The organism is Rhodococcus jostii RHA1, from assembly GCF_000014565.1.
In the GTDB taxonomy this organism is placed as follows: Bacteria; Actinomycetota; Actinomycetes; order Mycobacteriales; family Mycobacteriaceae; genus Rhodococcus_F; species Rhodococcus_F jostii_A.
This window is the reverse complement of record NC_008268.1, coordinates 2,277,445-2,300,256: the sequence shown is the minus strand read 5'-3', so window position 1 is coordinate 2,300,256 and position 22,812 is coordinate 2,277,445. Positions and strand designations below refer to the sequence as shown.

The 22,812-nt window shown below is 67.7% G+C and carries 25 protein-coding genes and 1 riboswitch; of the genes, 14 read left to right on the top strand and 11 right to left on the bottom strand.

The genetic code is table 11. The features are described 5' to 3' along the window. Positions 1-2: 2 nt before the first annotated feature. The 6 genes from thiS (at position 3) to RHA1_RS10660 (ending at position 5,343) form a co-directional block, all read left to right on the top strand. On the top strand, positions 3-227 hold the full coding sequence (thiS, locus tag RHA1_RS10685) for a sulfur carrier protein ThiS (protein WP_005251712.1): 225 nt from the start codon (positions 3-5) through the stop codon (positions 225-227). Then, positions 220-987: a thiazole synthase gene (locus tag RHA1_RS10680; protein ID WP_011594988.1), complete on the top strand. Its 768-nt coding sequence runs from the start codon at positions 220-222 to the stop codon at positions 985-987. Before thiS ends, RHA1_RS10680 begins: the two co-directional genes overlap by 8 nt. Positions 988-1,100: 113 nt before the next feature. Further along, positions 1,101-2,042: an ABC transporter ATP-binding protein gene (locus tag RHA1_RS10675; protein ID WP_011594987.1), complete on the top strand. Its 942-nt coding sequence runs from the start codon at positions 1,101-1,103 to the stop codon at positions 2,040-2,042. Then, positions 2,042-2,836, top strand: a complete 795-nt coding sequence (locus RHA1_RS10670; protein ID WP_009474852.1) for an ABC transporter permease — start codon at positions 2,042-2,044, stop codon at positions 2,834-2,836. Before RHA1_RS10675 ends, RHA1_RS10670 begins: the two co-directional genes overlap by 1 nt. 145 nt (positions 2,837-2,981) lie before the next feature. Beyond that, positions 2,982-4,436 (top strand): M20/M25/M40 family metallo-hydrolase, encoded by a 1,455-nt coding sequence (locus RHA1_RS10665; RefSeq protein ID WP_041811337.1) that lies wholly within the window; start codon positions 2,982-2,984, stop codon positions 4,434-4,436. A gap of 52 nt (positions 4,437-4,488) precedes the next feature. After that, on the top strand, positions 4,489-5,343 hold the full coding sequence (locus RHA1_RS10660) for an adenylate/guanylate cyclase domain-containing protein (RefSeq protein ID WP_011594985.1): 855 nt from the start codon (positions 4,489-4,491) through the stop codon (positions 5,341-5,343). A 34-nt stretch (positions 5,344-5,377) separates the two neighbouring features. Here RHA1_RS10660 and thiD read toward each other — a convergent pair whose 3' ends face one another. Then, complete coding sequence (gene thiD / locus RHA1_RS10655) at positions 5,378-6,223, bottom strand: bifunctional hydroxymethylpyrimidine kinase/phosphomethylpyrimidine kinase (protein ID WP_011594984.1); 846 nt, start codon at positions 6,221-6,223, stop codon at positions 5,378-5,380. Between the two features lie 10 nt (positions 6,224-6,233). After that, the gene (thiC, locus tag RHA1_RS10650) at positions 6,234-7,880 is read right to left on the bottom strand and encodes a phosphomethylpyrimidine synthase ThiC (protein ID WP_009474848.1); all 1,647 of its coding nucleotides are present in this window, start codon (positions 7,878-7,880) and stop codon (positions 6,234-6,236) included. Beyond that, a riboswitch (TPP riboswitch) is annotated at positions 7,873-7,980 on the bottom strand. It overlaps the preceding gene by 8 nt. A 131-nt stretch (positions 7,981-8,111) precedes the next feature. Here thiC and RHA1_RS10645 point away from each other — a divergent pair. From RHA1_RS10645 to RHA1_RS10635, 3 genes are all read left to right on the top strand, one after another. Then, entirely contained in the window at positions 8,112-8,498 is a 387-nt protein-coding gene (locus RHA1_RS10645) for a GNAT family N-acetyltransferase (protein WP_011594983.1), read from the top strand. A 101-nt stretch (positions 8,499-8,599) separates the two neighbouring features. Beyond that, on the top strand, positions 8,600-8,962 hold the full coding sequence (locus RHA1_RS10640) for a GNAT family N-acetyltransferase (RefSeq protein ID WP_011594982.1): 363 nt from the start codon (positions 8,600-8,602) through the stop codon (positions 8,960-8,962). A gap of 92 nt (positions 8,963-9,054) precedes the next feature. Beyond that, entirely contained in the window at positions 9,055-9,732 is a 678-nt protein-coding gene (locus RHA1_RS10635) for a hypothetical protein (protein WP_011594981.1), read from the top strand. Here the strand turns inward: RHA1_RS10635 and RHA1_RS10630 are convergent. Genes RHA1_RS10630 through RHA1_RS10620 form a run of 3 tightly spaced genes read right to left on the bottom strand, consistent with a single transcriptional unit; the run spans position 9,699 to position 12,082 of the window. Next, positions 9,699-10,502 carry an exodeoxyribonuclease III gene (locus RHA1_RS10630; protein WP_009474844.1) on the bottom strand — a complete coding sequence of 268 codons (804 nt, stop codon included), beginning with the start codon at positions 10,500-10,502 and terminating at the stop codon, positions 9,699-9,701. The two genes, RHA1_RS10635 and RHA1_RS10630, sit on opposite strands and share 34 nt — an antisense overlap. A 34-nt stretch (positions 10,503-10,536) precedes the next feature. Beyond that, positions 10,537-11,502, bottom strand: coding sequence for an N-acetylglutamate synthase, CG3035 family (locus RHA1_RS10625; protein WP_011594979.1), 966 nt, complete (start codon positions 11,500-11,502; stop codon positions 10,537-10,539). Then, positions 11,492-12,082 (bottom strand): peptide deformylase, encoded by a 591-nt coding sequence (locus RHA1_RS10620; protein WP_011594978.1) that lies wholly within the window; start codon positions 12,080-12,082, stop codon positions 11,492-11,494. Before RHA1_RS10620 ends, RHA1_RS10625 begins: the two co-directional genes overlap by 11 nt. A gap of 178 nt (positions 12,083-12,260) precedes the next feature. On the opposite strand from RHA1_RS10620, the gene napA reads away from it, so the two are divergent. From napA to RHA1_RS10595, 5 genes are all read left to right on the top strand, one after another. After that, entirely contained in the window at positions 12,261-12,599 is a 339-nt protein-coding gene (napA, locus tag RHA1_RS10615; RefSeq protein ID WP_011594977.1) for a nucleoid-associated protein NapA, read from the top strand. Positions 12,600-12,623: 24 nt separating this feature from the next. Then, positions 12,624-13,175, top strand: a complete 552-nt coding sequence (locus tag RHA1_RS10610; RefSeq protein WP_011594976.1) for a LytR C-terminal domain-containing protein — start codon at positions 12,624-12,626, stop codon at positions 13,173-13,175. Positions 13,176-13,248: 73 nt separating this feature from the next. Further along, the gene (gene sodC / locus RHA1_RS10605) at positions 13,249-13,950 is read left to right on the top strand and encodes a superoxide dismutase[Cu-Zn] (RefSeq protein WP_011594975.1); all 702 of its coding nucleotides are present in this window, start codon (positions 13,249-13,251) and stop codon (positions 13,948-13,950) included. 75 nt (positions 13,951-14,025) lie between these two features. After that, complete coding sequence (locus RHA1_RS10600) at positions 14,026-15,150, top strand: glutamate--cysteine ligase (RefSeq protein ID WP_007301315.1); 1,125 nt, start codon at positions 14,026-14,028, stop codon at positions 15,148-15,150. A 118-nt stretch (positions 15,151-15,268) separates the two neighbouring features. Continuing rightward, a complete protein-coding gene (locus tag RHA1_RS10595; protein ID WP_011594974.1) occupies positions 15,269-16,552 on the top strand; it encodes a phosphatase PAP2 family protein in 1,284 nt (427 codons plus the stop codon). Here the strand turns inward: RHA1_RS10595 and mnhG are convergent. From mnhG to RHA1_RS10565, 6 genes are read right to left on the bottom strand one after another with little or no spacing between them, the layout of a single operon-like run. Then, positions 16,521-16,859, bottom strand: a complete 339-nt coding sequence (gene mnhG, locus RHA1_RS10590; RefSeq protein ID WP_005251747.1) for a monovalent cation/H(+) antiporter subunit G — start codon at positions 16,857-16,859, stop codon at positions 16,521-16,523. The genes RHA1_RS10595 and mnhG overlap by 32 nt on opposite strands. Continuing rightward, positions 16,856-17,116 carry a monovalent cation/H+ antiporter complex subunit F gene (locus RHA1_RS10585; protein WP_005264390.1) on the bottom strand — a complete coding sequence of 87 codons (261 nt, stop codon included), beginning with the start codon at positions 17,114-17,116 and terminating at the stop codon, positions 16,856-16,858. Before RHA1_RS10585 ends, mnhG begins: the two co-directional genes overlap by 4 nt. Further along, positions 17,113-17,685: a Na+/H+ antiporter subunit E gene (locus RHA1_RS10580; RefSeq protein WP_009474837.1), complete on the bottom strand. Its 573-nt coding sequence runs from the start codon at positions 17,683-17,685 to the stop codon at positions 17,113-17,115. Before RHA1_RS10580 ends, RHA1_RS10585 begins: the two co-directional genes overlap by 4 nt. Next, a complete protein-coding gene (locus tag RHA1_RS10575; protein ID WP_009474836.1) occupies positions 17,682-19,304 on the bottom strand; it encodes a Na+/H+ antiporter subunit D in 1,623 nt (540 codons plus the stop codon). The genes RHA1_RS10580 and RHA1_RS10575 overlap by 4 nt, the downstream gene beginning before the upstream one ends. Further along, complete coding sequence (locus RHA1_RS10570) at positions 19,301-19,870, bottom strand: Na(+)/H(+) antiporter subunit C (RefSeq protein WP_007301319.1); 570 nt, start codon at positions 19,868-19,870, stop codon at positions 19,301-19,303. The genes RHA1_RS10575 and RHA1_RS10570 overlap by 4 nt, the downstream gene beginning before the upstream one ends. Continuing rightward, entirely contained in the window at positions 19,867-22,701 is a 2,835-nt protein-coding gene (locus RHA1_RS10565; protein WP_011594973.1) for a Na+/H+ antiporter subunit A, read from the bottom strand. The genes RHA1_RS10570 and RHA1_RS10565 overlap by 4 nt, the downstream gene beginning before the upstream one ends. Positions 22,702-22,812 lie beyond the last annotated feature (111 nt).

Genomic DNA, 22,812 nt, shown 5'->3' with positions numbered 1-22,812 from the left:
AGATGAGTGAGCAGCAAGTAGTGGTGCCGATCGGCATCAGCGTCAACGGCGAGGACCACGAGTTCACGGAACCGTTGACCGTCACCGGGCTGCTGGAGGTGCTGAACCTGCCCACCAAGGGCATCGCGGTGGCAGTCAACGGCGCCGTGTTCCCGCGCGCCCGGTGGGACGAGCTCGTGGTCCGGGGCTGGGAGATCGAGATCCTCACGGCGGTGCAGGGTGGCTGACGCGACGCCCGGCGTGCAGAAGGGCCTCACGATCGCGGGCCGCACGTTCGGTTCACGGTTGATCATGGGCACCGGCGGCGCAGCCAACCTCACGGTGCTCGAAGAGGCGCTCGTCGCGTCCGGCACCGAGCTGACCACGGTCGCGATGCGCCGCGTCGACGCCGCAGGCGGCACCGGTGTGCTGGACCTGCTGCGCCGGCTCGACATCGCGCCGCTGCCCAACACCGCCGGGTGTCGCGGTGCGGCCGAGGCGGTGCTGACGGCGCAACTCGCCCGTGAGGCACTCGAGACCGACTGGGTGAAGCTCGAGGTCATCGCCGACGAACGCACCCTGATGCCCGACGCCATCGAGTTGGTCAGCGCTGCAGAGCAACTGGTCGACGACGGTTTCGTCGTCCTGCCGTACACCACCGACGACCCGGTGCTGGCCCGCAGGCTCGAGGACGCCGGCTGCGTGGCCGTGATGCCGCTGGGTTCGCCGATCGGCACCGGGCTCGGTATCGCGAACCCGCACAACATCGAGATGATCGTGGACGGTGCAGGGGTCCCCGTCATCCTCGACGCCGGCATCGGGACCGCCAGCGACGCGACCCTCGCGATGGAACTCGGCTGCGACGCCGTACTGCTGGCCACGGCTGTGACCAGGGCGAAGGACCCGGCACTCATGGCGTCGGCGATGCGCGGGGCCGTGGTGGCGGGTTACGAGGCACGTCACGCAGGCCGCATTCCCAAGCGGTTCTGGGCTCAGGCGTCGTCGTAGTTCTCGGGGTCGCGTCGGGGTCTCGCTCAGGGTCCGACCGGTACCAGGGGACGAGTCGGGTGTAGACCTGCGGCCGATGCGCGACGGCCGCAGGTTCGGGCATCCTTCTCACCATGATTGAAGTGAGGGGACTTTCGAAGACCTTCGGTGCGACGAAGGCGGTGGACAACCTGACGTTCAACGTGAAGCCGGGTATGGTCACCGGCTTCCTCGGCCCGAACGGTGCAGGCAAATCGACGACCATGCGCATGATCCTCGGGCTGGACCGCCCCACGGCGGGCAGCGCGTTGATCGACGGCAAGCCGTACAGCGACCTGGTGCAGCCGCTGCGGACGGTGGGGGCGCTGCTCGACGCGAAATGGGTGCACCCCAACCGCTCGGCCCGCGCCCACCTGCAGTGGATGGCGGCGTCCAACTCGTTGCCGAAGAGCCGGGTCGATGAGGTGCTGCACCTCGTCGGGCTCACCGAGGTGGCCGGGAAGAAGGCTGGCGGGTTCTCGCTGGGCATGTCCCAGCGTCTGGGCCTGGCCGCCACGCTCCTCGGCGACCCGAAGGTGCTGCTGTTCGACGAGCCGGTGAACGGGCTCGACCCGGAGGGCATCGTCTGGATCCGGAAGTTCATGCAGCGCCTCGCGGCGGAGGGACGCACCGTGCTGGTGTCGAGTCACCTGCTGTCCGAGATGGCGCTCACCGCCGAACATCTGGTGGTCATCGGCCGGGGGCGGCTGATTGCCGACACCACCGTGTCCGAGTTCGTCAGCAAGTCGTCGGAATCGACGGTGCGCGTGCGGAGCCCACAGCTGGACGCGCTGCGTAGCGCGCTCACGTCCAACGGGCTCACCGTGCGTGAGGACGGATCGGACGGGCAGCAGGCGCTCGTCGTGGTGGATTCGTCGACGGACGTCGTCGGCGGGATCGCCGGTTCGCAGGGCATCGTCCTGCACGAGTTGGCATCTCAGCGCGGATCGCTGGAGGACGCCTTCATGAAGTTGACCGGAGACGACGTGCAGTACCACGCAGAGGGCGTCGAAGATGTGATGAGGGGTGCACTGTAATGGCTGTTCTCAATGCCGAACGGATCAAGATCACGTCGACGAGGTCGCCGTGGTGGTGCACGGTCGTCATCATCGTGCTGGGCCTCGGCCTCGCCGCGGTCATCGGGCTGAGCGCGAAGGCGAGCATCAACTCCTTCAACAACCAGATCGCCGACGGTAAGCAACCGGATTTCGATCCGTTCCTGCCGCAGATGTCGGACGCGGTCGGCGGGGTCTCCGGATTCGGCGTGCTGGTCCTGATGATCCTCGCGGCGCTCGCCGTGACCAGCGAATACCGGTTCGGCGTCATCCGCACCACGTTCCAGGCCATCCCGAACCGGGCGTCCGTCCTCATTGCGAAGGCAGGTCTGATCGGCGCGTTCGGCGCCGTGCTGACGTTCGTGCTCACGTTCGGCGCGTATGCCATCGCGAAGGCGACCGCGGGTGACGAGGCCGGAGCGGCGCTCACCTTGTCGGGTGACGACGCGTGGCGGTCGATCTACGGCGTCCCGATCTACGCGTTCCTGTGTGTGGTTCTCGCCGTCGGTGTCGGCACGCTGCTGCGTCAGTCGGCCGGTGCGATCGCCCTGCTCCTGCTGTGGCCGCTGCTGATCGAGAGCCTGTTCAACCTGTTCGGCTCGTTCGGCGAGAAGATCATGCCCTTCCTGCCGTTCCTCAACGCCAACAACTTTCTGGGGGCGCCGCAGGGGGTCGAATTCCACTGGGGCCCGTGGGGCAGCCTGGTGTACTTCGCGGTGTTCGTCTTCGTGATCTTCGGGGCCGGCCTGGTGGTCGTCAACAAGCGCGACGCCTGACACCCGATACAGTACTTTCGCCCCGCTCCTCCGCCAGGTGATCGTCGGGAGACCTGGCTGAGGGTGACGGTGGGGCGGGAGCCTGTGGGCCGGTGCGAAATCCATTCGCGCCGGCCCACCGGTGCTTCTGCGTTAGGCTCCCGACATGCGACTACGGGGAGCCTTCACAGTCGGAGTGGCCGGTGCGATGATCGTGGCCGGATGCTCGTCGACGAGCGAACCCGATTCGCCGCCGGTCGACGCGAGCGCTCTCGCGGCCTCGGTCACCGAGGGCGGTGTGGTGGGGCACCTGGAGCAACTGCAGACGATCGCCGAGAACAACAACGGCAACCGCGCGGCCGGAACCTCCGGCTACGCCGCCAGCGTCGATTACGTCGCACAGGTGCTGGAAGACAAGGGCTTCGACGTCGAGACCCCCGAATTCGAGTTCCACAACTTCGACGTCCGGACGGAGGCGCTCAGGTCCGGCGACCGCGACTTCGAGGTGCGTGCGCTGGCGTATTCGCCGTCCACCGGTCCGGAGGGGATCACCGCCCGCCTGGTACCCGCCCCCAAGGACGAGAGTCCGGGATGCGAGGTCACCGATTACGACGGCCTCGACGTCACCGGGGCGATCGTCCTCGTCAACCGAGGGGTGTGCCCGTTCGCGGCCAAGCAGCAGTTCGCGTCCGAGCGCGGCGCCGCGGGCGTGATCGTCGTCAACAACGAGGACGGACCGATGAGCGGCGGAACCCTCGGCGACCCGGACATGGGCAAGGTGCCCACCGGCGGAGTGAGCAAGGCGGACGGCGCGGCACTCGAGCAGGCCGGGGGTGACGTCACCCTCACCCTCGACACCACCACCGAGTCGAGTACCGCTCGCAACGTCATCGCCCAGACGAAGACCGGCTCGGTGGAGAACGTCGTGATGGTCGGCGCCCACCTGGACAGCGTCCCGGACGGTCCCGGCATCAACGACAACGGCACCGGCGTCGCCGCGACCCTCGAAACGGCGGTGCAGCTCGGCGGTTCGCCCGACGTCGACAACGCGGTGCGCTTCGCGTTCTGGGGGGCCGAGGAATTGGGTCTGCTCGGTTCGGAGGCCTACGTGAACAGCCTCAGCGAGGACCAGCGGAACGACATCGCGCTGTACCTGAACTTCGACATGCTCGGTTCCGAGAACGCCGGCTATCTGGCGTACGACGGCGACAACTCCGACAACGTCGGTGAGGGGCCCGGACCGGAGGGTTCCGCGGGCATCGAGCGCACGTTCACCGAATTCCTTCAGGGTAACGGGGTCGCCGCGGACGGCACGGACTTCGACGGCCGATCCGACTACGGTCCGTTCATCGAGCACGGCATCCCCTCGGGCGGCGTGTTCAGCGGCGCCGACGAGACGAAGACCCCCGAGCAGGCACAGAAGTGGGGCGGCACCCCGGATGTGGTGTACGACGAGAACTACCACAGCGCGACCGACACCCTCGAGAACGTGAACCGGGCCGCGCTCGCCAAGAATGCCGCCGCGGTCGCGTATGCCGTCGGGGTGTACGCGGAGTCCCTCGCCGGACCGAACGGTGTCCCCATCGGCGCGGACCGGGAGAAGGCGCGGGCCGCGGAGTGATGTCCGATTCGTCACGAGTTTGTGCATGTGACGCTGGGTTACCCTTACTCCCGTGAGCGACGACCCGGCCGAAGAGAACAGTGCCGAACTCGACGCTGCGCAGACACCGAAACGAGGCGACAAGGTTCTGGGCTGGGTGGGATCGATCAACCGGCAGCCGCAGCTGATCGAGGGGCTGCGCAGGTTTCGTCGCGCGCTGCCCGGTGATCCCGCGTTCGGCGACCCGCTGTCCACGGCGGGACCCGGGAGCGCACGGGCCATCGCCCGCGTCGCGGATCGCTTCCTCGACCACCAGCCCGGCGCGTCCCGCGAGATGAGCCTCGGCGCGCTGCAAGTGTGGCAAGCGCTGCTCGAGCGCACCGGACGCGGTCGGGGAACGCAGGAAGTGACCATCGTGTTCACCGACCTGGTCGGCTTCTCCAGTTGGTCGCTGCCCGCCGGTGACAGCGCCACCCTCGCCTTGCTGCGCGACGTCGCCCGAGCCGTGGAGACCCCCATCGTCGACCGCGGAGGACACGTGGTGAAACGCCTGGGGGACGGCGTGATGGCCGTCTTCCCCAGCCCGGACCGCGCGATCGACGCCGTCTTCGCCGCACAGGAAGCGCTCGCGGAGGTGGAGGTGGACGGCTACCGCCCCCGCATGCGCGTCGGAATCCACACCGGTGTGCCTCGGCAGATCGGCAGCGACTGGCTCGGCGTGGACGTGACGATCGCGGCACGCATGATGGGACTGGGCGGCGACGGCAACGTGATGGCGTCGTCCGCCACGCTGTCGAGTCTGCAGCCGGGCACCCTCGACGAACTGGGTGTCGGCGTCAAGCCGTGGCGACGCGCCTTCTTCGCCCCCGCGCCCAGCGGGGTGCCCTCCGACCTCGGTATCTGGCGGTTGCGGCTCCGCCGCCCGTGAGTACTTCTCAACCACCCCGGACGTCAAGAAGTACTCACGAGTGACGAAGTCGCCACAGGGGAGAGACGGGGCCGTGACCGGCGCCCAGGTCGTACGACGCCTCCAGGCACTTGGTGACCCATTCCTTACCGAACGCCACCGCGTCGGGCACGGACCACCCGTGGGCGAGAGCGCTCGCGATGGCGGCAGCGAGGGTGTCGCCGCCGCCGTGGTCGTTGCCGGTGTCGATGCGGGGACTGCTGAACTCGAGGAACCTGTCACCGTCGAACAGCAGATCGGTGCTCGACGCCGATGTCCGGAGATGCCCGCCCTTCACGATCGACCACTGCGCCCCGAGCGCGTGCAACGCTTCGGCTGCCCGGCGCGCGGTCACGTCTTCCACCACCTCGATGCCGGTGATCAACCGGATCTCGTCGAGGTTCGGGGTGACCACTGTGGCGATCGGGATCAGCGTGTTCCGCACGGCGTCCAGTGCCTCGGCATGCAGGAGTGGATCTCCGTGCATCGACGCGCACACCGGGTCCACGACCAGCGGGACCGGTTGGTCGCGGCCGATCCCGACCTCCGTGCACACGGCGGCGACGGCCTCGATGATGGCCGTCGATGCCAGCATGCCCGTCTTCGCTGCCCCGACCCCGATGTCGTCGACGACGCACCGCACCTGCGCGGCCACCGTCTCCGGCGGAATCTCGTGGAAACCACTGACGCCCACCGAGTTCTGCACCGTCACCGCGGCGACCGCGACACATGCGTGGACGCCGCACAGGGCCATCGTCCGCGAGTCGGCCTGGATCCCGGCGCCACCGCCGGAATCGGTGCCGGCGATGGTGAGGACTCGGACGGGGGTCTGGCCGTCGGGGGTCAGGGGCAGCAGCTTCACGAAGGGGACCTTACCGATTCTCTGAGGTGACGGATTCGACGGGCAGATACACGCGACCACCTGCGTCGACGAACTCGCTCGACTTCTCGGCCATGCCCGCCTCGATGGCTTCTACCGAATCGAGTCCATGTTGCTGTGCGTACTCGCGCACGTCGGCGGAGATCCGCATCGAACAGAACTTCGGGCCGCACATCGAGCAGAAGTGGGCCGTCTTCGCCGGCTCGGCGGGCAGCGTCTCGTCGTGGAACTCCCGCGCGGTATCCGGGTCGAGGGACAGCGCGAACTGGTCGTGCCAGCGGAATTCGAACCGCGCCTTCGACAGCGCGTCGTCCCGCTCCTGCGCCCGCGGATGCTGCTTCGCGAGGTCCGCGGCGTGCGCCGCGATCTTGTACGTGATGACCCCGGTCTTGACGTCGTCCCGATTCGGCAGTCCCAGGTGTTCCTTGGGGGTCACGTAGCAGAGCATCGCGGTGCCGGCCTGCGCGATCATCGCCGCGCCGATCGCGGACGTGATGTGGTCGTACGCCGGCGCGATGTCGGTGGCGAGCGGCCCGAGCGTGTAGAACGGCGCCTCCTCGCACAACTCCTCCTCGAGGCGCACGTTCTCCACGATCTTGTGCATCGGGACGTGCCCGGGACCTTCGATCATCACCTGCACCCCATGGGATTTCGCGATCCGCGTGAGCTCGCCGAGGGTGCGCAGTTCCGCGAACTGGGCTTCGTCGTTGGCGTCCGCGATGGAGCCGGGGCGCAGGCCGTCACCGAGCGAGAACGTGACGTCGTAGCGGTGGAGGATCTCACACAGTTCGTCGAAGTGGTTGTACAGGAACGATTCCCGGTGATGGGCCAGACACCAGGCGGCCATGATCGACCCACCGCGGGAGACGATGCCGGTGACCCGGCGTGCGGTCAGCGGGATGTAACGAAGCAGTACACCGGCGTGGACCGTCATGTAGTCGACGCCCTGCTCGCACTGTTCGATCACGGTGTCGCGGTAGATCTCCCAGGTGAGCGCGGTCGGGTCGCCGCCGACCTTTTCGAGCGCCTGGTAGATCGGCACGGTTCCCACGGGCACGGGCGAATTGCGCAGGATCCATTCCCGGGTCTCGTGGATGTTCTTTCCGGTGGACAGGTCCATGATGGTGTCTGCGCCCCACCGCGTCGCCCACACCATCTTCTCGACCTCTTCCGCGATCGACGACGTGACCGCGCTGTTGCCGATGTTCGCGTTGATCTTCACCGCGAACGCCTTGCCGATGATCATCGGCTCGAGTTCGGGATGGCAGCGGTTGGCAGGGATCACGGCGCGCCCCGCCGCGACCTCGGTGCGCACCGTCTCGGGTGAAACACCCTCGCGTGCAGCGCAATACTGCATCTCGGGGGTGACGACGCCGGCGCGGGCGGCGTCGAGCTGGGTGCCCTCCCGGTCGGCGATCCACGGTGCGCGCAGATGCGGCAGTCCCGCTTCCAGGTCGATCGTGGCGTCCGCGTCGGTGTACGGACCCGACGTGTCGTACACGTCGAGGTGCTCACCGTTGGTGAGGTGGACGCGCCGGACCGGCACCCGGACGTCGTCGGCCGACAGCAGGTACTGCTTGGTGCTGCCCTCGATCGGTCCCGTGGTGACGGACGTGGCTGTAGATACGTTTGTGCTCATCGATGATGCTCCCTACGCCGGCATTACCCGGACAGGTTCGACGGTCGACGGCCCTAGCCGTCCTCTCAGCCCGCTGGTGCGAGCCCCCGTGGATGTGTAGTTGTCACACAAACTGTAACCGAGATCTCTGTGAGCAATCATTCGGGTGAAACTTGGACAGCGGTTCCCGGCATCGGTATAAAGGGTGATGAACATCACATTTCGATTACGACACACCCCCAGGAGATAGCCATGCTGACGGACGCGCAGGTTGTGGACGTGATCGACAACGCCGATCAGAACCGATTCGAGCTACGCCTGAGTGGTGACCTGGTCGGCATCCTCGGGTATTTCGACCTCGCGGACACCCCGCCCGGCGCCGGTGCCGGCGTGGGCGTGGTGGCCGCCCGACCGCCGGGCCCGAAGAGTCGGGGGCGGCAGGTGCCGGTGGTCTCGTTCATGCACACCGTGATCGTGGAGGACTTCGGCCACCGCGGACTCGCCGCCCTCATGGTGGGTCGCTCCCTCGACCTCGCCCGCGGGTACGGCTGGAAGGTCCGGCCCGTGTGCACGTACGTGCAGCGCTTCGTTTCGGCGCACCCCGAGTACCGCGACCTCGTCGTCCCGGTGGAGGGCTGACGACGGGCGGGGCACGAATCGAGCACCCGTCGGCAACGAAACGGTTCCGGGAGCGGCGATTCCGCTCGCGAGGATGCCGCCTTACTGATTCGATGAGTGGCATGAATCACATTTCGAACAGTTCCGAGTCGTCGGGGAACATCACGGCCGCTGATGCTCGCGTGCTCGACAACCCTGCCCATGAACGATTCGATCTGTGGCTGGGGGACGAGTTGATCGGCATCCTCGGCTACCGGGACGAGGACGACATTCCCGGATTCACCGCGAAGCCGGGCGAGGTGGTCGCGTTCATGCACACGGTCGTCAAGGAAGAGTTCGGTGGACGCGGGCTGGCTGCGGTCCTCGTGGGCGAGGCGCTCGGCTCGGCGCGTCGGCGTGGCTGGAAAGTGCGTCCCATCTGCACGTATGTCCAGCGCTACCTGGCGCTGAATCCAGAGCATCTCGACGTTCTGGTGGCCGAGTAGCCCTACTTGCGAGAGCACTGCTCTTGCCATCTGCGACTCTGCTGTGAATACTGCTCTGTATAGAGAGCGGTGCTCACAGTGAAGGAGTCGTCATGACCGTGTCGGATCGGATCGAGAGTCGTACCGGGATCGCACGGATCTGCGCCGCGGCGCTGTTCACCCTCGCCGGTGGCCTGTTCGTCGTCTACCCCGTGGTGCGTCCCTACGCGGCGGGCGGGTCGCCGGACGGACGGGCCGAGTTCGCCTCACCGTGGTGGCTCGTCGCACACCTCGCCGCCGTCGGCGGGTTCATCGCGTTCGGGCTTGCGCTCGTCGCGCTCAGCGGCGTGCTGAAACGGACGGGTGGCGAACGGGCGGCGGTGGTCGCAGTGGCGGCGTCGTGGATCGGGACAGGGCTGACGCTGCCGTACTACGGGGCCGAAACATTCGCGCTGCACGCCCTGGGCGGCAGCGGCCTGGACGAGGGGACCGTCACGACCCTCGCCGAGAGCGTGCGGATGGGCGCGGCGCAGGCGACGCTGTTCGCCGCAGGACTGCTACTCATCGCAGTCGGCGCAGCCGCGGCCGCCGTCGCAATCGCCCGATCCCGGCTGATCGCCGGCTGGGCGGGGAGCCCGATGGCAGTGGGATTCGCTCTGTTCATCCCGCAGTTCTACGTCGACGCCCCACTGCGCATCGGGCACGGAGTGCTGATCGGGTTCGGGTGCGCGGTCGTAGCGCTCGGTGTGCTGCGTTCTCAGTCGCCGAGGTCGACGATGACCGGCGCATGATCGCTGGCGCCCTTGCCCTTGCGTTCGTTGCGGTCGATCTCGGCCTTGTCGACGCGGCCGGCGAGGGCAGGCGATCCCAGCACGAAGTCGATGCGCATTCCCTGCTTCTTCGGGAACCGCAACTGGGTGTAATCCCAGTAGGTGTAGACACCGGGACCCGGGGTGTGCGGCCGGACGACGTCGGCGAATCCGGATTCGACGAACGCCTGGAACGCCTCACGCTCGGGGGCGGACGTGTGCGTCTTGCCCTCGAACAGCGCCGGATCCCAGACGTCCTCGTCGGTGGGGGCCACGTTCCAGTCGCCGACCAGCGCGATCTGCGCGTCCGGGTTCTGCCCCAGCCACCCGACCGCGTCGGTGTGCAACTTCGCCAGCCAGTCGAGCTTGTACGTGTAGTGCGGATCGGCCAGCTCACGGCCGTTGGGGACGTACAGGCTCCAGATGCGGACGCCGTTGCACGTGGCGCCGATGGCGCGGGCTTCCTGTGCGGGCGCGACCTCCGGGTCCTTGTGGAAACCGGGCTGATCCTCGAACCCGATCTGCACGTCCTCGAGACCGACGCGGGACGCGATCGCGACGCCGTTCCACTGGCTGAGGCCCACGTGTGCGACCTCGTAGCCCAGTTCACGGAAACGCTCGTACGGGAACTGCTCGTCCTTGCACTTGGTTTCCTGCATCGCGAGCACGTCGACGTCGGACCGCTGGAGCCAGTCCAGGATCCGGTCGGTACGGGCACGAACAGAGTTCACGTTCCAGGTTGCGATGCGCACGGCAGCCACCCTAGCGGCACTCTCCGACAGGTCGTCAGCCGACAGGTTCGGTGGCGTAGCGGTACCGGTGGTGCGCCACGAAGCCGAGGTTGCGGTACATCGCCTGCGCGCCTTCGTTCTCGACGGCGACCTGCAGACACGCGTGGGTCGCGCCGTGTTCGCGTCCCCAGTTGACCATGTCGCCGCAGATGAGGCTGCCGATTCCGTGGCGGCGGTGAGCCTCCGCGACCTCGACCGCGGTGAGCCCGACCCACCGGCGGTCGTCGGGCGCGGACGTGACGGATCCGCGGGCGACGGCGAGGAGCGTCGAGTCGGCGGCGCCGATCCGGCCGAACCCGAGGGTGCCGCCGCGGACCGAATCCAGCACGTCGACCGCGAAGTCGGGGAGCGCGGACCCGCGGTAGCGATAGAGGGCGAGCCAGTCCGGATCGGGGTGATCGGTGACGGTGGTGGTTCGGGGGCCCTCGGGCAGAGCCAGGTTGTCGATGTCGGCTGCCATCACGACCACTTCGTCGCTGACGTTCCAGCCGAGCGGTACCTCGCCCAGACGGTCGGGGATCAGCAACCGCAGCGGGCGGTCGCGCTCGGCGTACCACTCGCGCAGACGGTCGAGCGTGCCACCGGGGGAGTCGTCGTCCAGGCTGCCGACCGACCCGCGGTCGCCGAGCGGGGCCGCCGAGTTGGCGCGTCCGGTGAAGCCGTGACCGTAGCGGGCGAGCCACCCGTCGATCCACGCGTGCTCGACACCCGGCCAGCCGTCGGCGGAGGCCAGTTCGAGGGACCGGATCTCGCTCGCGCGCACCGGTCGTGCGGGGACGGCCTTCAGCGCGACCACCCGCTCCGGATCCACCTCGACGACCGAGCCGTCCGCGGCGCGGACGACCACCACCGGTTCGACGCTCTCCAGCACCCCGATGACGTCGGTCATCGGATGGCTGTGGCCGGGTGGCAGCTGATATCGCAGCACCACCCGGCTTCCGAGCGGAATGTCAGTCGTCATGCCCGAACGGGTCTTCGACCGTTCCCGGCACCCAGCTGAGGCCGGGAACGCCCCAGCCTGCGCGCTTGATGGTTTTCTTGGCGGCGCGCGCGTTGCGGCCGACCAGCATGTCGACGTAGAGGAAGCCGTCGAGGTGACCGACCTCGTGCTGCAGCATGCGTGCGAAGAAGCCGTGGCCCTCGATCTCGACGGCGTTGCCGTCGGCGTCGGTGCCGGTGACCTTCGCCCACTCGGCCCGCCCGGTGGGGAACTGCTCGCCCGGCACCGACAGGCAGCCCTCGACGTCGTCGTCCGGATCCGGCATGGTCTCGGGTCGTTCCGACGTTTCGAGGACCGGGTTGACGACGCAACCCCGGCGACGCAGCGCCTTGCCGTCTCCGTCGACGTCCGGGCAGTCGTAGACGAACAACCGTAGCGGCAGGCCGACCTGGTTGGCGGCGAGCCCGACGCCGTTGGCGGCGTCCATCGTGTCGTACATGTCGGCGATGATCTCAGCGAGTTCCGCAGGTGACTGGGACACTGCCTCGGTCGGTTCGTGCAGTACCGGGTCGCCCACGATCCGGATGGGGAGGATGGCCATGGTCGTCAAGGATAGTGCGGCGCGCCCGAGCCGTTCGCACTGCCCGCGGCGTTCGTCATGGTTGAATAGTCGCTGAAGAACAGCGGTGTAATTCGTTGCTCGGTCGGCCACGCGATCGAGGAGCCGGGGGAACGTGGTTTCGCTGAGGTCGAGCGAGAGCTAGTAGTCGAGGAGTGAGATGGACGGCGCAACAGCGCGTAGTCGGAACCAGTCCGAGCGCATCGACGGCGACAACTCGGCGGGGGTCAAGGACGTCGGCGACGACGGCCTCTCGCGTCGCGAGCACGACATCCTGTCCTTCGAGCGCCAATGGTGGAAGTACGCCGGTGCGAAGGAAGAAGCGATCAAAGAGCTGTTCGACATGTCCGCCACCCGGTACTACCAGGTTCTCAACGCGCTGGTGGACCGGCCGGAGGCACTGGCAGCCGACCCGATGCTCGTGAAGCGGCTGCGACGGCTGCGCGCGAGCAGGCAGAAGGCCCGCGCCGCCCGTCGCCTCGGGTTCGACGTCACGTAGCACCCGGTCGCTAAGGTCGACATCGTGAGTACTCCGAAACCCGAATCGTCCGGCCCGCCGTTACGCGCCCTCGCGATGGTGCTGATCGCCCTCGCGATTCTGTTCGCGGGTCTCGGGTTCGCCTCCCTCGGAGGCTCGGACTCGGAGGAGACCGCCGCCACCGTCACGACCACGGCGGCCGCCACGACCACTCCCGCCGCGCGCTCGACGACGGCCGCCGGAGCGGCGGGTGCCACCTCGGCGTCCGCGGCGAGCACCACGTCCGGCGCCTCGAGCACCTCGAAGTCCGCCGACGCGGCGTCGGTCCCGGTACGGGTGCTCAACAACAGCAATGTCACCGGTCTCGCAAGCCAGACGGCCACCGAACTGATGTCCTCGGGGTGGACGGTGTCCGAAACCGGCAACTACAGCGACGGCACCATCTCCGAAACCACGGTGTACTACGGGACTTCCGCCGCCGAGAAGGAAGCGGCCACGGAGATCGCCGCGCAGCTCGGGGTGTCGGCCCAGCCGCGGTTCCCGGGTATCGCGAATTCGTCTGCCGGTGTGATCGTCATCGTCACCTCCGCGCAGTAGACCGGACGGTCGGTGCACCGTCGCCGCGGTTATGATCAGATGCACTTCTTCGCCACCTCAAAGGAGCGGTTTGATGGCCTCGAGTTCTACCCGTCGGATGTCCTGGCGCATTGTCACCCCGGTGGTGGCCATTGCGGCACTCGGACTGACCGCCTGCAGTAACAACGAGGAGCCGACCGACGTTCCCGGAACCACTCCTCCCGTCTGGACCGGCGCCGCCGATCCCAGCGCCGCAGGCGTTCCCGGCGACGCCGAGAGCGGTTCCGGTGAATCCGCGGAGAGCGGCGCGGTCAGCGCGACGCTGAAGAACGCCGAGGGTGACGACGTCGGCACCGCCACGTTCAAGCAGGCAGGTAGCCACGTCGAGGTCACCGTTTCCGTCAAGGATCAGACGCCCGGATTCCACGGTTTCCACGTGCACTCCGTCGGCAAGTGTGAGACGAACTCGGTGGCACCGACCGGGGGTGCGCCCGGAAACTTCCTGTCGGCTGGCGGGCACTTCCAGGCCGAGGGCCACTCGGGGCACCCCGCGAGCGGCGACCTCACGTCGCTGCAGGTGCTGGCCGACGGCACGGCCGAATTGGTCACCACCACCGACGCCTTCACGGTCGAGGACCTGAAGAACGGCGACAGCGGCACCGCGGTCATGATCCACTCTGGTCCCGACAATTTCGCCAACATCCCCACCCGTTACGCACCCGCCCCCGATCAGGAAACCCTGAACACCGGGGACGCAGGCTCCCGGGTGGCCTGCGGTGTCATCGGCGCCAGCTGAGTCGCGTGACATCCCGGCTTCGGCCGGGATGTCGGTGCGCTGCCGCGCACTGCGGCCTGTGGTTGGATCGAAACCGTGGTAGTTCCTTTTCCCGGTTCGCCGCGGCCGACACTGGGCGTCGAGTGGGAGATCGCGCTGGTCGACAGGGTCACGCGGGATCTCTCCAACACGGCCGCGGAGGTATTCGACGCGGTGGCGAATCTCGCCGGTCCCGAGGATCCGCGGATCACCAAGGAGTTGCTGCGCAATACCGTCGAACTCGTCACCGGTATCCACTCCACCGTCGGTGAGGCGATGGATGACCTCGACGAGTCGCTCGACCTGTTGCGGCGGGCGGCGAACCCGCTCGGCGTGGATCTGATCTGCGCGGGAACGCACCCGTTTGCTCAGTGGTCGACCCAATTGGTCACGCGCACACCGGATTACGACGAGCTGATCGAACGTACCCAGTGGTGGGGCCGTCAGATGCTCATCTGGGGTGTGCACGTCCACGTCGGTGTGTCCTCGCCGCAGAAGGTGTTCCCGATCCTCAATGCGCTGCTGCAGCGGTACCCGCATCTGCTCGCGCTGTCGGCGTCCTCACCGATGTGGGCCGGCGTCAACACGGGGTACGCGAGTAACCGTGCGCTGATGTTCCAGCAACTCCCCACCGCGGGACTGCCGTACCAGTTCGCGAACTGGGGGCAGTACGAGGATTTCATCAGCGACCAGATGAAGACCGGGGTGATCACCAAGATCGGCGGGATGCACTGGGACATCCGGCCGGCGCCGCGGTGGGGCACCATCGAGGTCCGCGTCTTCGACGGCATCTCCACCCGCGCCGAACTCAGTTCCCTCGTCGCGCTCGTGCACTGCCTGATCGTCGACCTGGACCGGCGTTTCGAGGCGGGTGAGAACCTGCCCAACCTGCAGCCGTGGCACGTGAAGGAGAACAAGTGGCGGGCCGCGCGGTACGGGCTCGACGCCGAGATCATTCTCGACGAGGACAGCAACGAGCGGCTCGTCACCGACGACCTGAACGACCTGCTCGAGAAGCTGGCCCCGACCGCCGTGCGTCTCGGCTGTGCGGACGAATTGGCCGCCGTCGCCGAGATTCCCCGTCGCGGAGCGTCCTACCAGCGGCAACGTCAGGTCGCGGAGGCGACCGGCGGTGACCTGGTGGCCGTGGTCGATGCGTTGGTGAAGGAGCTCGGGACCTGAAAGACGGTCTCGGGCAGGACACTCGTCCACTTCCCGTTCACGTGTTGTTTACACTTGGCGGGTGTCGATCGACGATGTTGCCGTTGTACGGTCGGGTGGGCCCGTCGATCGTTCCCGCATGTTCGTGGCGGGCGGGGCGCTCGGTGTGGCGATCCTGCTGGTGGTGGTCCAATCGGTGGCGTCCATACAGGGTTTCCAGGGTCCCCTCGAAAGCCTGTTCCACGACTACGTCCTGACCCCCAAGTCGGCGTCGGTCCCGTGGGCCGGCCTCGCGCTCGCGATGGTCGGGCTCACCAATCGCCAGCGCGTCGTCACACTCTCCGCCGCAGCCGGCATCGACGTCGTGGTCGCCGCGGTGCGCTACCTGTCCGGTGGACCGCTGACCGTCGGAAACGGCGCGACCTGGGTACTCACCGCGGTGGGCGTGTACGCGGCAGTCCGCTGGACCGGCGACCACCGGCGCAGCGCCCTCAGGGGTGTCGGCCTCGGTGCGCTGCTGATTCTCGCGACCAAATTCGGCGACGCCTGGCTACAGGTCACGATCATGGCCGGGCCGATGGTCCTGGACGAATACGCCCAGCTGGCCGATCACGCGCTGGGCAGCCCGTCGTGGCACCTGGGGCAGTTCGTCGACGCCCTCGGACCCGTCGGCTACGGCATCCTCCACTGGGTCTACATCGAACTGCCGGTCGCGGCCATCGCGGTGGCCGTCTACCAACTGCGGAACGGCTGGCCGTCGCACTACCTGGTGCGCACGTTCCTGCTGATCGGTCTCGTCGGGCCCGTGTTCTACGTGTTGTTCCCGGTGGTCGGACCGATCTTCGCGTTCGGCACCGAAGGTCAGGGGTTCCAGGTCAGCGACTACTGGCCCAACATCGTCCCGACACCCGACTTCGCGCCCGAACCGATGTCGTTCGATTCGGTGACCCCCCGCAACTGCATGCCGAGCCTGCACACGGCGTGGGCCCTCGCCCTGTTCATCCACTCCCGGCAGGGCGCCTGGTGGCTGCGCCTCGGCGGCACGTTCTGGCTGGTGTGCACGCTGACGGCGACCCTCGGCTTCGGCTACCACTACGGCGTCGACCTGGTCGCCGGCGTCGTCCTGTGCCTGACCATCGAATCCGCGTTGCGCGACCCCGAACGGGGGTGGGGCTGGTTCCGGGTCCGTCTCGTCGGGGGCGGCGCGCTGGTGCTGGCCGGACTGCTCCTCAGCTACCGCTACCTCGCGGTGCCGATGGGCCGATTCCCCGAGGTGTCAGGACCGCTCGTCCTCGGTGCCCTCGCCGCAATGAGCCTCGGGTTCTACGCGACGTTCTTCGCCCGGCCCGACACCGCACTCGCGCGGTGGGGCAGCGGCGCGAAGGCAGCGGTCACTGATGTTCTGGCGGCTCCAACTCGTTGATCATCAACAGCCCGTCCTGATCTCGCTGCTCCCGGTACGCGACCCGGCCGACGCTGTGCGCGATGACCGGCGCGGTGAAGAGGGTGAAGATGCCGACGAGGATCAGCATCCAGATGTCGACGTTGCCACGCAGTTCGAGGACGGCGCCCGCGAGAACCATGATGAGACCGACCACCTGCGGTTTGGTGGCGGCGTGCATGCGGCGCAGAGTGTCCGGGAATCGGACGATGGCGATGGCGGCCGTCAGTGCGAGCAGGGAGCCGCACAGCATGAGCGTGGCCCCGATGACGTTCAGCACGGTGGTCACGACTTGTCACTCACCCGGAACCGCGCCACCGACACCGAACCGATGAACCCCACCAACGACAACGCGACGATGGCGGGCACGATCGTCGTGTCTCCGGTGTACGCGGCCCACACGGCGAGCCCGCACATGGCGAGCGCGATCAGGGTGTCGAGGGCGACGAGGCGGTCCAGCGAGTTGGGCCCGTCGAGCAGCCGGAATGTCGTCAGGACCCCGGCGACGACCAGGACGATTCCGGATATGACCGAGACGACTGTCATGAGCTGCCCTCCTGAGTGGGGTCGTCGTATTGCAAGTCGCGGTTGTGCCAGGGGCTCGGTTTCCAGTCGGAGTCGCGTTCGAACGCCTCGATGAACAACCGCTCCAATTGCGCGACCGTGCGGTAGAACTGGCTGACCGCCTTCTGCGATCCCATGTCCAGGACGTGCACGTAGACGATCCGCCGCACCTGGTCGATCTCGAGGACCATGGTGCCCGGAATCAGGTTCAGCACGTCGATGCACAGCGTCAGGACGAGGTCCGACTTGATTCCCAGCTGGTAGCGCAGGACCCCGGTGACGGGCGGCGGCCCGGGCCGGAGTGCGAGCCACGCGATCTGGAGGCTCGACTGGAGCGAGTAGTACACGAATATCACCGCCAGCCGGAGCAGCGGCAGGACGTGCACCCGGCCTTCCACGGGCACCCGCGGCAGCGGCATGAGCACCATGATGAGCGCGCCGACGGCGAGCCCGCCGAGGATATTGCCCCAGCTGACGTTGCCCCACAACAGGATCCACACTGCCATCAGCCACAGCAGCGCGCCGAACTGGAGAAGTCTCTCGCGTTTCATCGCGGTGCCTCCTGCGCTTCGCCGCCGGGGTGCCCGCCGAGGACGGCGTCGATGTAGATGGACCGGTTCTGCAGATCGCTCGCCGCGCGATCACTGATCTGGATGATCTGGCCGGCGAACACCGTCATCGCCAGCCCTACGGCGACGAGGGCGACGGTGGGGATGAGCATCATCGCGGGGATACGGCCCACGTCGGCGCGGTCGTCGAACGAGATGTCGGCCTCGGACTCGTCGAGCAGCGCCGACGGGCTGACGTCCGCGAGGTCACCCTCGGGGGCGTCGGCGCGGGCCCGCCAGAACGCCTTGGTCCACACACGGGCGACGACGTACAGCGTGAGAAGGCTGGTGAGGGTGCCGCCCCCGACGAGGATCCACGCCAGCACGCTCGCATCCGCCGAGCCGGCCTGCAGCAGCGCGACCTTGCCGATGAACCCGGAGAACGGGGGAATGCCACCGAGGTTGAGGGCCGGAACCAGGAACACGATGGCCAGGACGGGGCTCGCCGCGGCGAGCCCGCCGAGACGTCGCAACGACGACGACCCGGCCTGGCGTTCGATCAGACCGACCACCAGGAACAGTGTGGTCTGCACCAGAATGTGGTGTGCCACGTAGTAGATGGCCCCCGACAGCCCCGACTGGGTGGACAGCGCGATACCGAACACCATGTACCCGATGTGGCTGACCAGGGTGAAGGACAGTAGTCGTTTGATGTCGCTCTGCGCGATCGCACCGAGGATGCCGACGAGCATCGTCAGGAGGCCGCACACCATCAGCACGTTGTCGAGTTCGCCCTCCGGGAAGAGCAGCGTGTGCGCGCGGATGATCGCGTACACACCCACCTTGGTGAGCAGGCCGGCGAACACGGCGGTGACGGGGGCGGGCGCGGTGGGGTAGGAGTCGGGCAGCCATGTCGACAGCGGGAACACCGCCGCCTTGATGCCGAATGCCACGAGCAGCACACCGAAGATGGCGGTGCGCGTGCCGGACGGGATGCCGTCGAGGCGGGTGGCCATGTCGGCGAGGTTGAGGGTTCCGGTGGCCGCGTAGGCGAACGCGATACCAGCCAGGAAGATCAGCGACGACACCATCGACACCATCACGTACGACACACCCGCACGGACGCGGTCGGCGCTCGCACCGAGCGTCAGCAGCACGAAGCTGGCGGCGAGGAGCACCTCGAAGCCGACGTACAGATTGAACAGATCGCCCGCCAGGAACGCGTTGGAGATGCCCGCCGTCAGCGCCAGATACGTCGGCAGGAAGATCGAGACGGGCTGGTCCTCACCGCCGTCGCGGATGCCCTGACCCACGGCGTACGCCATGACGGCGAGCAGCACGATCGACGAGACCACCAGCATCATCGCGGACAGCCGGTCGACCACCAGCGTGATGCCGATCGGCGAATCCCAGCCACCCACCTGGATGGCCGTCGTCCCGTCGCGGTCGGCGAGGAACAGCAGCAGTCCGGACACGACGAGGACACCGATCAACGCGACGAGCGTGATGATCCGCTGGGCCCGCGGACGCCGGCCGAGCACCAGCGTGGCCGCCGCGGCGAGCATCGGGACGAGAACGGGCAGCGGCGCGAGGGCCGTGATGATGTGCGGGGAAATGGTCACGACTTCTCCCCGATCCCGGCCTTGTCGGAGTCCTCTTCGTCGTCGAAGTCACCCTCGTGCAGGTCTTCGTAGCATTCGAGGTCTTCGAGGTTCTTCAGCTCTTCCAGGGGAATGGGGTTTCCGTCCTTGTCGAATGCGTCGCCGCTGAAACTCGGCTCGCCGGTGACCGGGTCGTCGGAGCGGTCGCGGTCGGGAGCCTCGGCGGGCGACCGGCGCCGCAGGACCTTGGTGTCCTCGGGGTCGTTCTCGACGGCGTCCTGCGTGGTGATCTTGAACGACCGGTACGCGAGCGCGAGCACGAAGCCGGCGATGCCCATCGTGATGACGATCGCCGTCAGGATCATCGCCTGAGCCAGCGGGTCGGCCATCGACTCGTGAATGGACTCGCGGCCGACGATGGGCGGATTGCCGTCCGTACCCCCGGACGTGAGGATCAGGAGATTGATGCCGTTGCCGAACAGCAGCAGTCCCAGCAGCATGCGGGTGATGCTGCGTTCGATGAGCAGGTAGACGCCGGCCGACACCAGGACGCCGATGATGACGAGAAATCCGATGTTCGCGCTCATCGCTGGTTCACCTCGATCTGTGCGTCGAGACGTGCGCCGAGACTGCGGAGCACGTCGAGTACGAGCCCGACCACGATGAGATACACACCCAGGTCGAAGAACAGGGCGGTGACCATCTTGACGTGGCCGACCAGTGGCAGCGTCACCTCGAACACCGCGGAGGAGAGTGCCGGGGCGCCGAGGAACAGCGACGCCAGCGCGGTGCCCGCGGCAAGGGTGAGCCCGAGGCCCAGGATCTTGCCCGCGTCGATCGGGACGGTTTCGCCGAGTTCGTACCGTCCGCCCGCGAGGTATCGCAGGACCAGCGCGAGACCGGCCGTGAGGCCGCCGGCGAACCCGCCGCCGGGTGCGTTGTGGCCGGCGAAGAAGAAGTAGACCGACAACACCATGATGGTCGGGAAGATCAGCCGGGTCGTCACCTCGAGGACCAGGGACCGGTGTTTCGGATCGATGAGATCGCCGCCGAGCAGCCACGTGGTCTCGGAATGCGACGCCGACGAATCGGCGGTGACCGCGGGGGCGTCGGACACTCGGGGGGCGCTGCCGAAGCGGCGGTTGCGGAACACCAGGCTCGCGACACCCGTGGCCGCCACCAGCAGCACCGAGATCTCGCCGAGCGTGTCCCAGGCACGGATGTCGACGAGCAGGACGTTGACGACGTTCTTGCCGTTGCCGAGGTAGTACGCGGCGTCGGGGAGTCGCTCGTAGATCGGCACCGAGTTCCGCGCGTTGATGGCGTACGCGCCGATCGTGGTGATGGTGGCACCGACCGCGACCGCCAGCAGCGCCCGCGGAATCTTGAATCCGATGGCCCGTCGCTCGTCGACCTCGGCGGGCAGTTTCCGGAACACGAGCACGAAGATGACGAGGGTCAGCGTCTCCACCAGGAACTGGGTGAGTGCGAGGTCGGGGGCGCCGTGGAGGGCGAACAGCACACCGCAGCCGTAGCCGCTGAGACCGACGAGGATCACGCTCGCCAGACGGTTGCGCATCACCGTGGCGGCGAGCGCGGCCGCGACCATCATCAGCCCGATCACGAACTGCACCGGCGAATCCCACAACCGGACGTCGGCGCCGGTATTCGTGCCGACGACGAGCAGTACCAGCGGCACCACCACGAGGGTGCCGAGGATGGTCGCCTGGGTCAGCGGCAGCGAACCGCGTTGGGTGGCGCCGGTCAGCCGCATCGACAGCGCGTCCATCCCGCGTAGCGTCGCGTCGTAGATGCGGTCGGCGTTGCCGAGCGGCGGATGCTCGAACCGCAACCGGTTGACCCAGCGCTGCGCCACGAAGAGCGCGGTGCCGACGGCGAACACCAGCAGGGTGAGTGCCAGCGCGGTGTTCATGCCGTGCCACAGGGCGAGGTGGTAGTCGGAGACGCCCTCGGCGGGCAGGGTCTGCGAGTACGGCGTCAGCAGCTTCTCGAGCTGCGGCGCCGCGAGTCCCGCCGCCAGGCTCAGCACCGAGAGAACGGCGGGCGCGGCGAGGAACAACGGTCCGGGTGCGTGCATGCCCAGCACGGCCGGGCTCGGCCGCGCGAGCCGCTTGCGACCGAAGGCGCCCCACATGAACCGCACGCTGTAGGCGAGCGTCAGGATCGAACCGAACACCACGACGCCGACGGTGACGATCCGCGCCGGGTCGGCGAGGACGGTCGTGCTCAGCAGGGAGTCGAATGCGGCTTCCTTGCCGACGAACCCGAGGAACGGGGGAAGCCCGGCCATGCTCGCCGCGGCCAGTGCGGCGACGACCGCGAGCGCGGGCGCACGGTCACCGAGGTGCGCGAGTTTGCGGAGGTCGCGGGTGCCTGTCGTGTGGTCGATGATGCCGACCACCATGAACAACGCGGCCTTGAACATCGCGTGGGCGACCACCATCGTCATGCCGGCGAGCGCGGCGTCGCGGGTGCCGAGGCCGACGAGCACCATCATGAAACCGAGCTGGCTGACGGTGCCGAACGCGAGCACCAGTTTGAGGTCGAAGGCGCGCATCGCCCGCCACCCGGCGAGGACCATCGTCAGCAGGCCGAGCGTGATGATCGTGAATCGCCAGGGCGCCGAGTCGGCGAAACCGGGCGACAGTCTGGCCACGAGATAGATGCCGGCCTTCACCATGGCCGCGGCGTGCAGGTAGCCGCTGACCGGGGTGGGGGCGGCCATCGCTCCGGGCAGCCAGAAGTGCAGCGGCACGATCGCGGACTTCGACAGGGCGCCGATGAGGACCAGCACGACGCCGACACCGGCGAGCCAGCCGCGAGGTGCGACCTCGATCAGTTCGGACAGGTTGTACGTGCCACTCACCTGGCCGAGGATGATGATGCCGACCAGCATGGCCAGACCACCCGCGGTGGTGACGAGCAGCGCTTGCGTCGCCGCCCGGCGACTCGACGCGCGTTCGGCGTAATGCCCGACCAGCAGGAACGACAGGACCGTCGTCAGTTCCCAGAACGTGTACAGCAGCAACATGTTGTCGCTGGCGACGAGGCCGAACATGGCGCCGGCGAAGGCCACCATCTCGGCGGCGAAGATGCCGAGCCGGGGTTCGTCGTCGGTGAAGTAGCGCGAGCAGTAGACCAGGATCAGCGTGCCGATGCCCAGCACCAGCACCGACATGATCGCGGCCAGCGGATCGAACCAGAAGTCGAGGTCCATCGACAGGCCCGGAGCCCACACGATGGACACGGTCTGCTCCGTGCCCCAGTTCGCGATCACCCATCCGAGTGACGCCAGCGGGACGAGGGAGAGAGGGTAGAAACCGTTGCGGCCGAACTTGCGCACCACAAGCGGAGCCAGAACGGCGGCAACGGCATGGGCGAGCAGAACAGCAAGCAAAAGGCACTCCGTCGGGGGTCAGCGGGCGGCGGGGTGTCGGAACGAAACGAACCGAGTCGTGTAGACCGTTCGCTTAGCTAGCGAATTGGGCTACGGGGTACATCCTACTGG

Bases quoted from the DNA above. Each gene is read 5' to 3' on its own strand.
- RHA1_RS10585 (WP_005264390.1), bottom strand. From the start codon at position 17,116: ATGACAGTCGTCTCGGTCATATCCGGAATCGTCCTGGTCGTCGCCGGG.
- RHA1_RS10620 (WP_011594978.1), bottom strand. From the start codon at position 12,082: ATGGCCATCCTCCCCATCCGGATCGTGGGCGACCCGGTACTGCACGAA.
- thiC (WP_009474848.1), bottom strand. From the start codon at position 7,880: ATGAGCACAAACGTATCTACAGCCACGTCCGTCACCACGGGACCGATC.
- napA (WP_011594977.1), top strand. From the start codon at position 12,261: ATGGACGGCGCAACAGCGCGTAGTCGGAACCAGTCCGAGCGCATCGAC.
- RHA1_RS10635 (WP_011594981.1), top strand. From the start codon at position 9,055: ATGACCGTGTCGGATCGGATCGAGAGTCGTACCGGGATCGCACGGATC.
- RHA1_RS10645 (WP_011594983.1), top strand. From the start codon at position 8,112: ATGCTGACGGACGCGCAGGTTGTGGACGTGATCGACAACGCCGATCAG.
- RHA1_RS10675 (WP_011594987.1), top strand. From the start codon at position 1,101: ATGATTGAAGTGAGGGGACTTTCGAAGACCTTCGGTGCGACGAAGGCG.
- RHA1_RS10595 (WP_011594974.1), top strand. From the start codon at position 15,269: ATGTTCGTGGCGGGCGGGGCGCTCGGTGTGGCGATCCTGCTGGTGGTG.
- RHA1_RS10625 (WP_011594979.1), bottom strand. From the start codon at position 11,502: ATGACGACTGACATTCCGCTCGGAAGCCGGGTGGTGCTGCGATATCAG.
- RHA1_RS10665 (WP_041811337.1), top strand. From the start codon at position 2,982: ATGCGACTACGGGGAGCCTTCACAGTCGGAGTGGCCGGTGCGATGATC.
- RHA1_RS10670 (WP_009474852.1), top strand. From the start codon at position 2,042: ATGGCTGTTCTCAATGCCGAACGGATCAAGATCACGTCGACGAGGTCG.
- RHA1_RS10570 (WP_007301319.1), bottom strand. From the start codon at position 19,870: ATGAGCGCGAACATCGGATTTCTCGTCATCATCGGCGTCCTGGTGTCG.
- RHA1_RS10580 (WP_009474837.1), bottom strand. From the start codon at position 17,685: ATGAAACGCGAGAGACTTCTCCAGTTCGGCGCGCTGCTGTGGCTGATG.
- sodC (WP_011594975.1), top strand. From the start codon at position 13,249: ATGGCCTCGAGTTCTACCCGTCGGATGTCCTGGCGCATTGTCACCCCG.
- thiS (WP_005251712.1), top strand. From the start codon at position 3: ATGAGTGAGCAGCAAGTAGTGGTGCCGATCGGCATCAGCGTCAACGGC.
- RHA1_RS10640 (WP_011594982.1), top strand. From the start codon at position 8,600: ATGAATCACATTTCGAACAGTTCCGAGTCGTCGGGGAACATCACGGCC.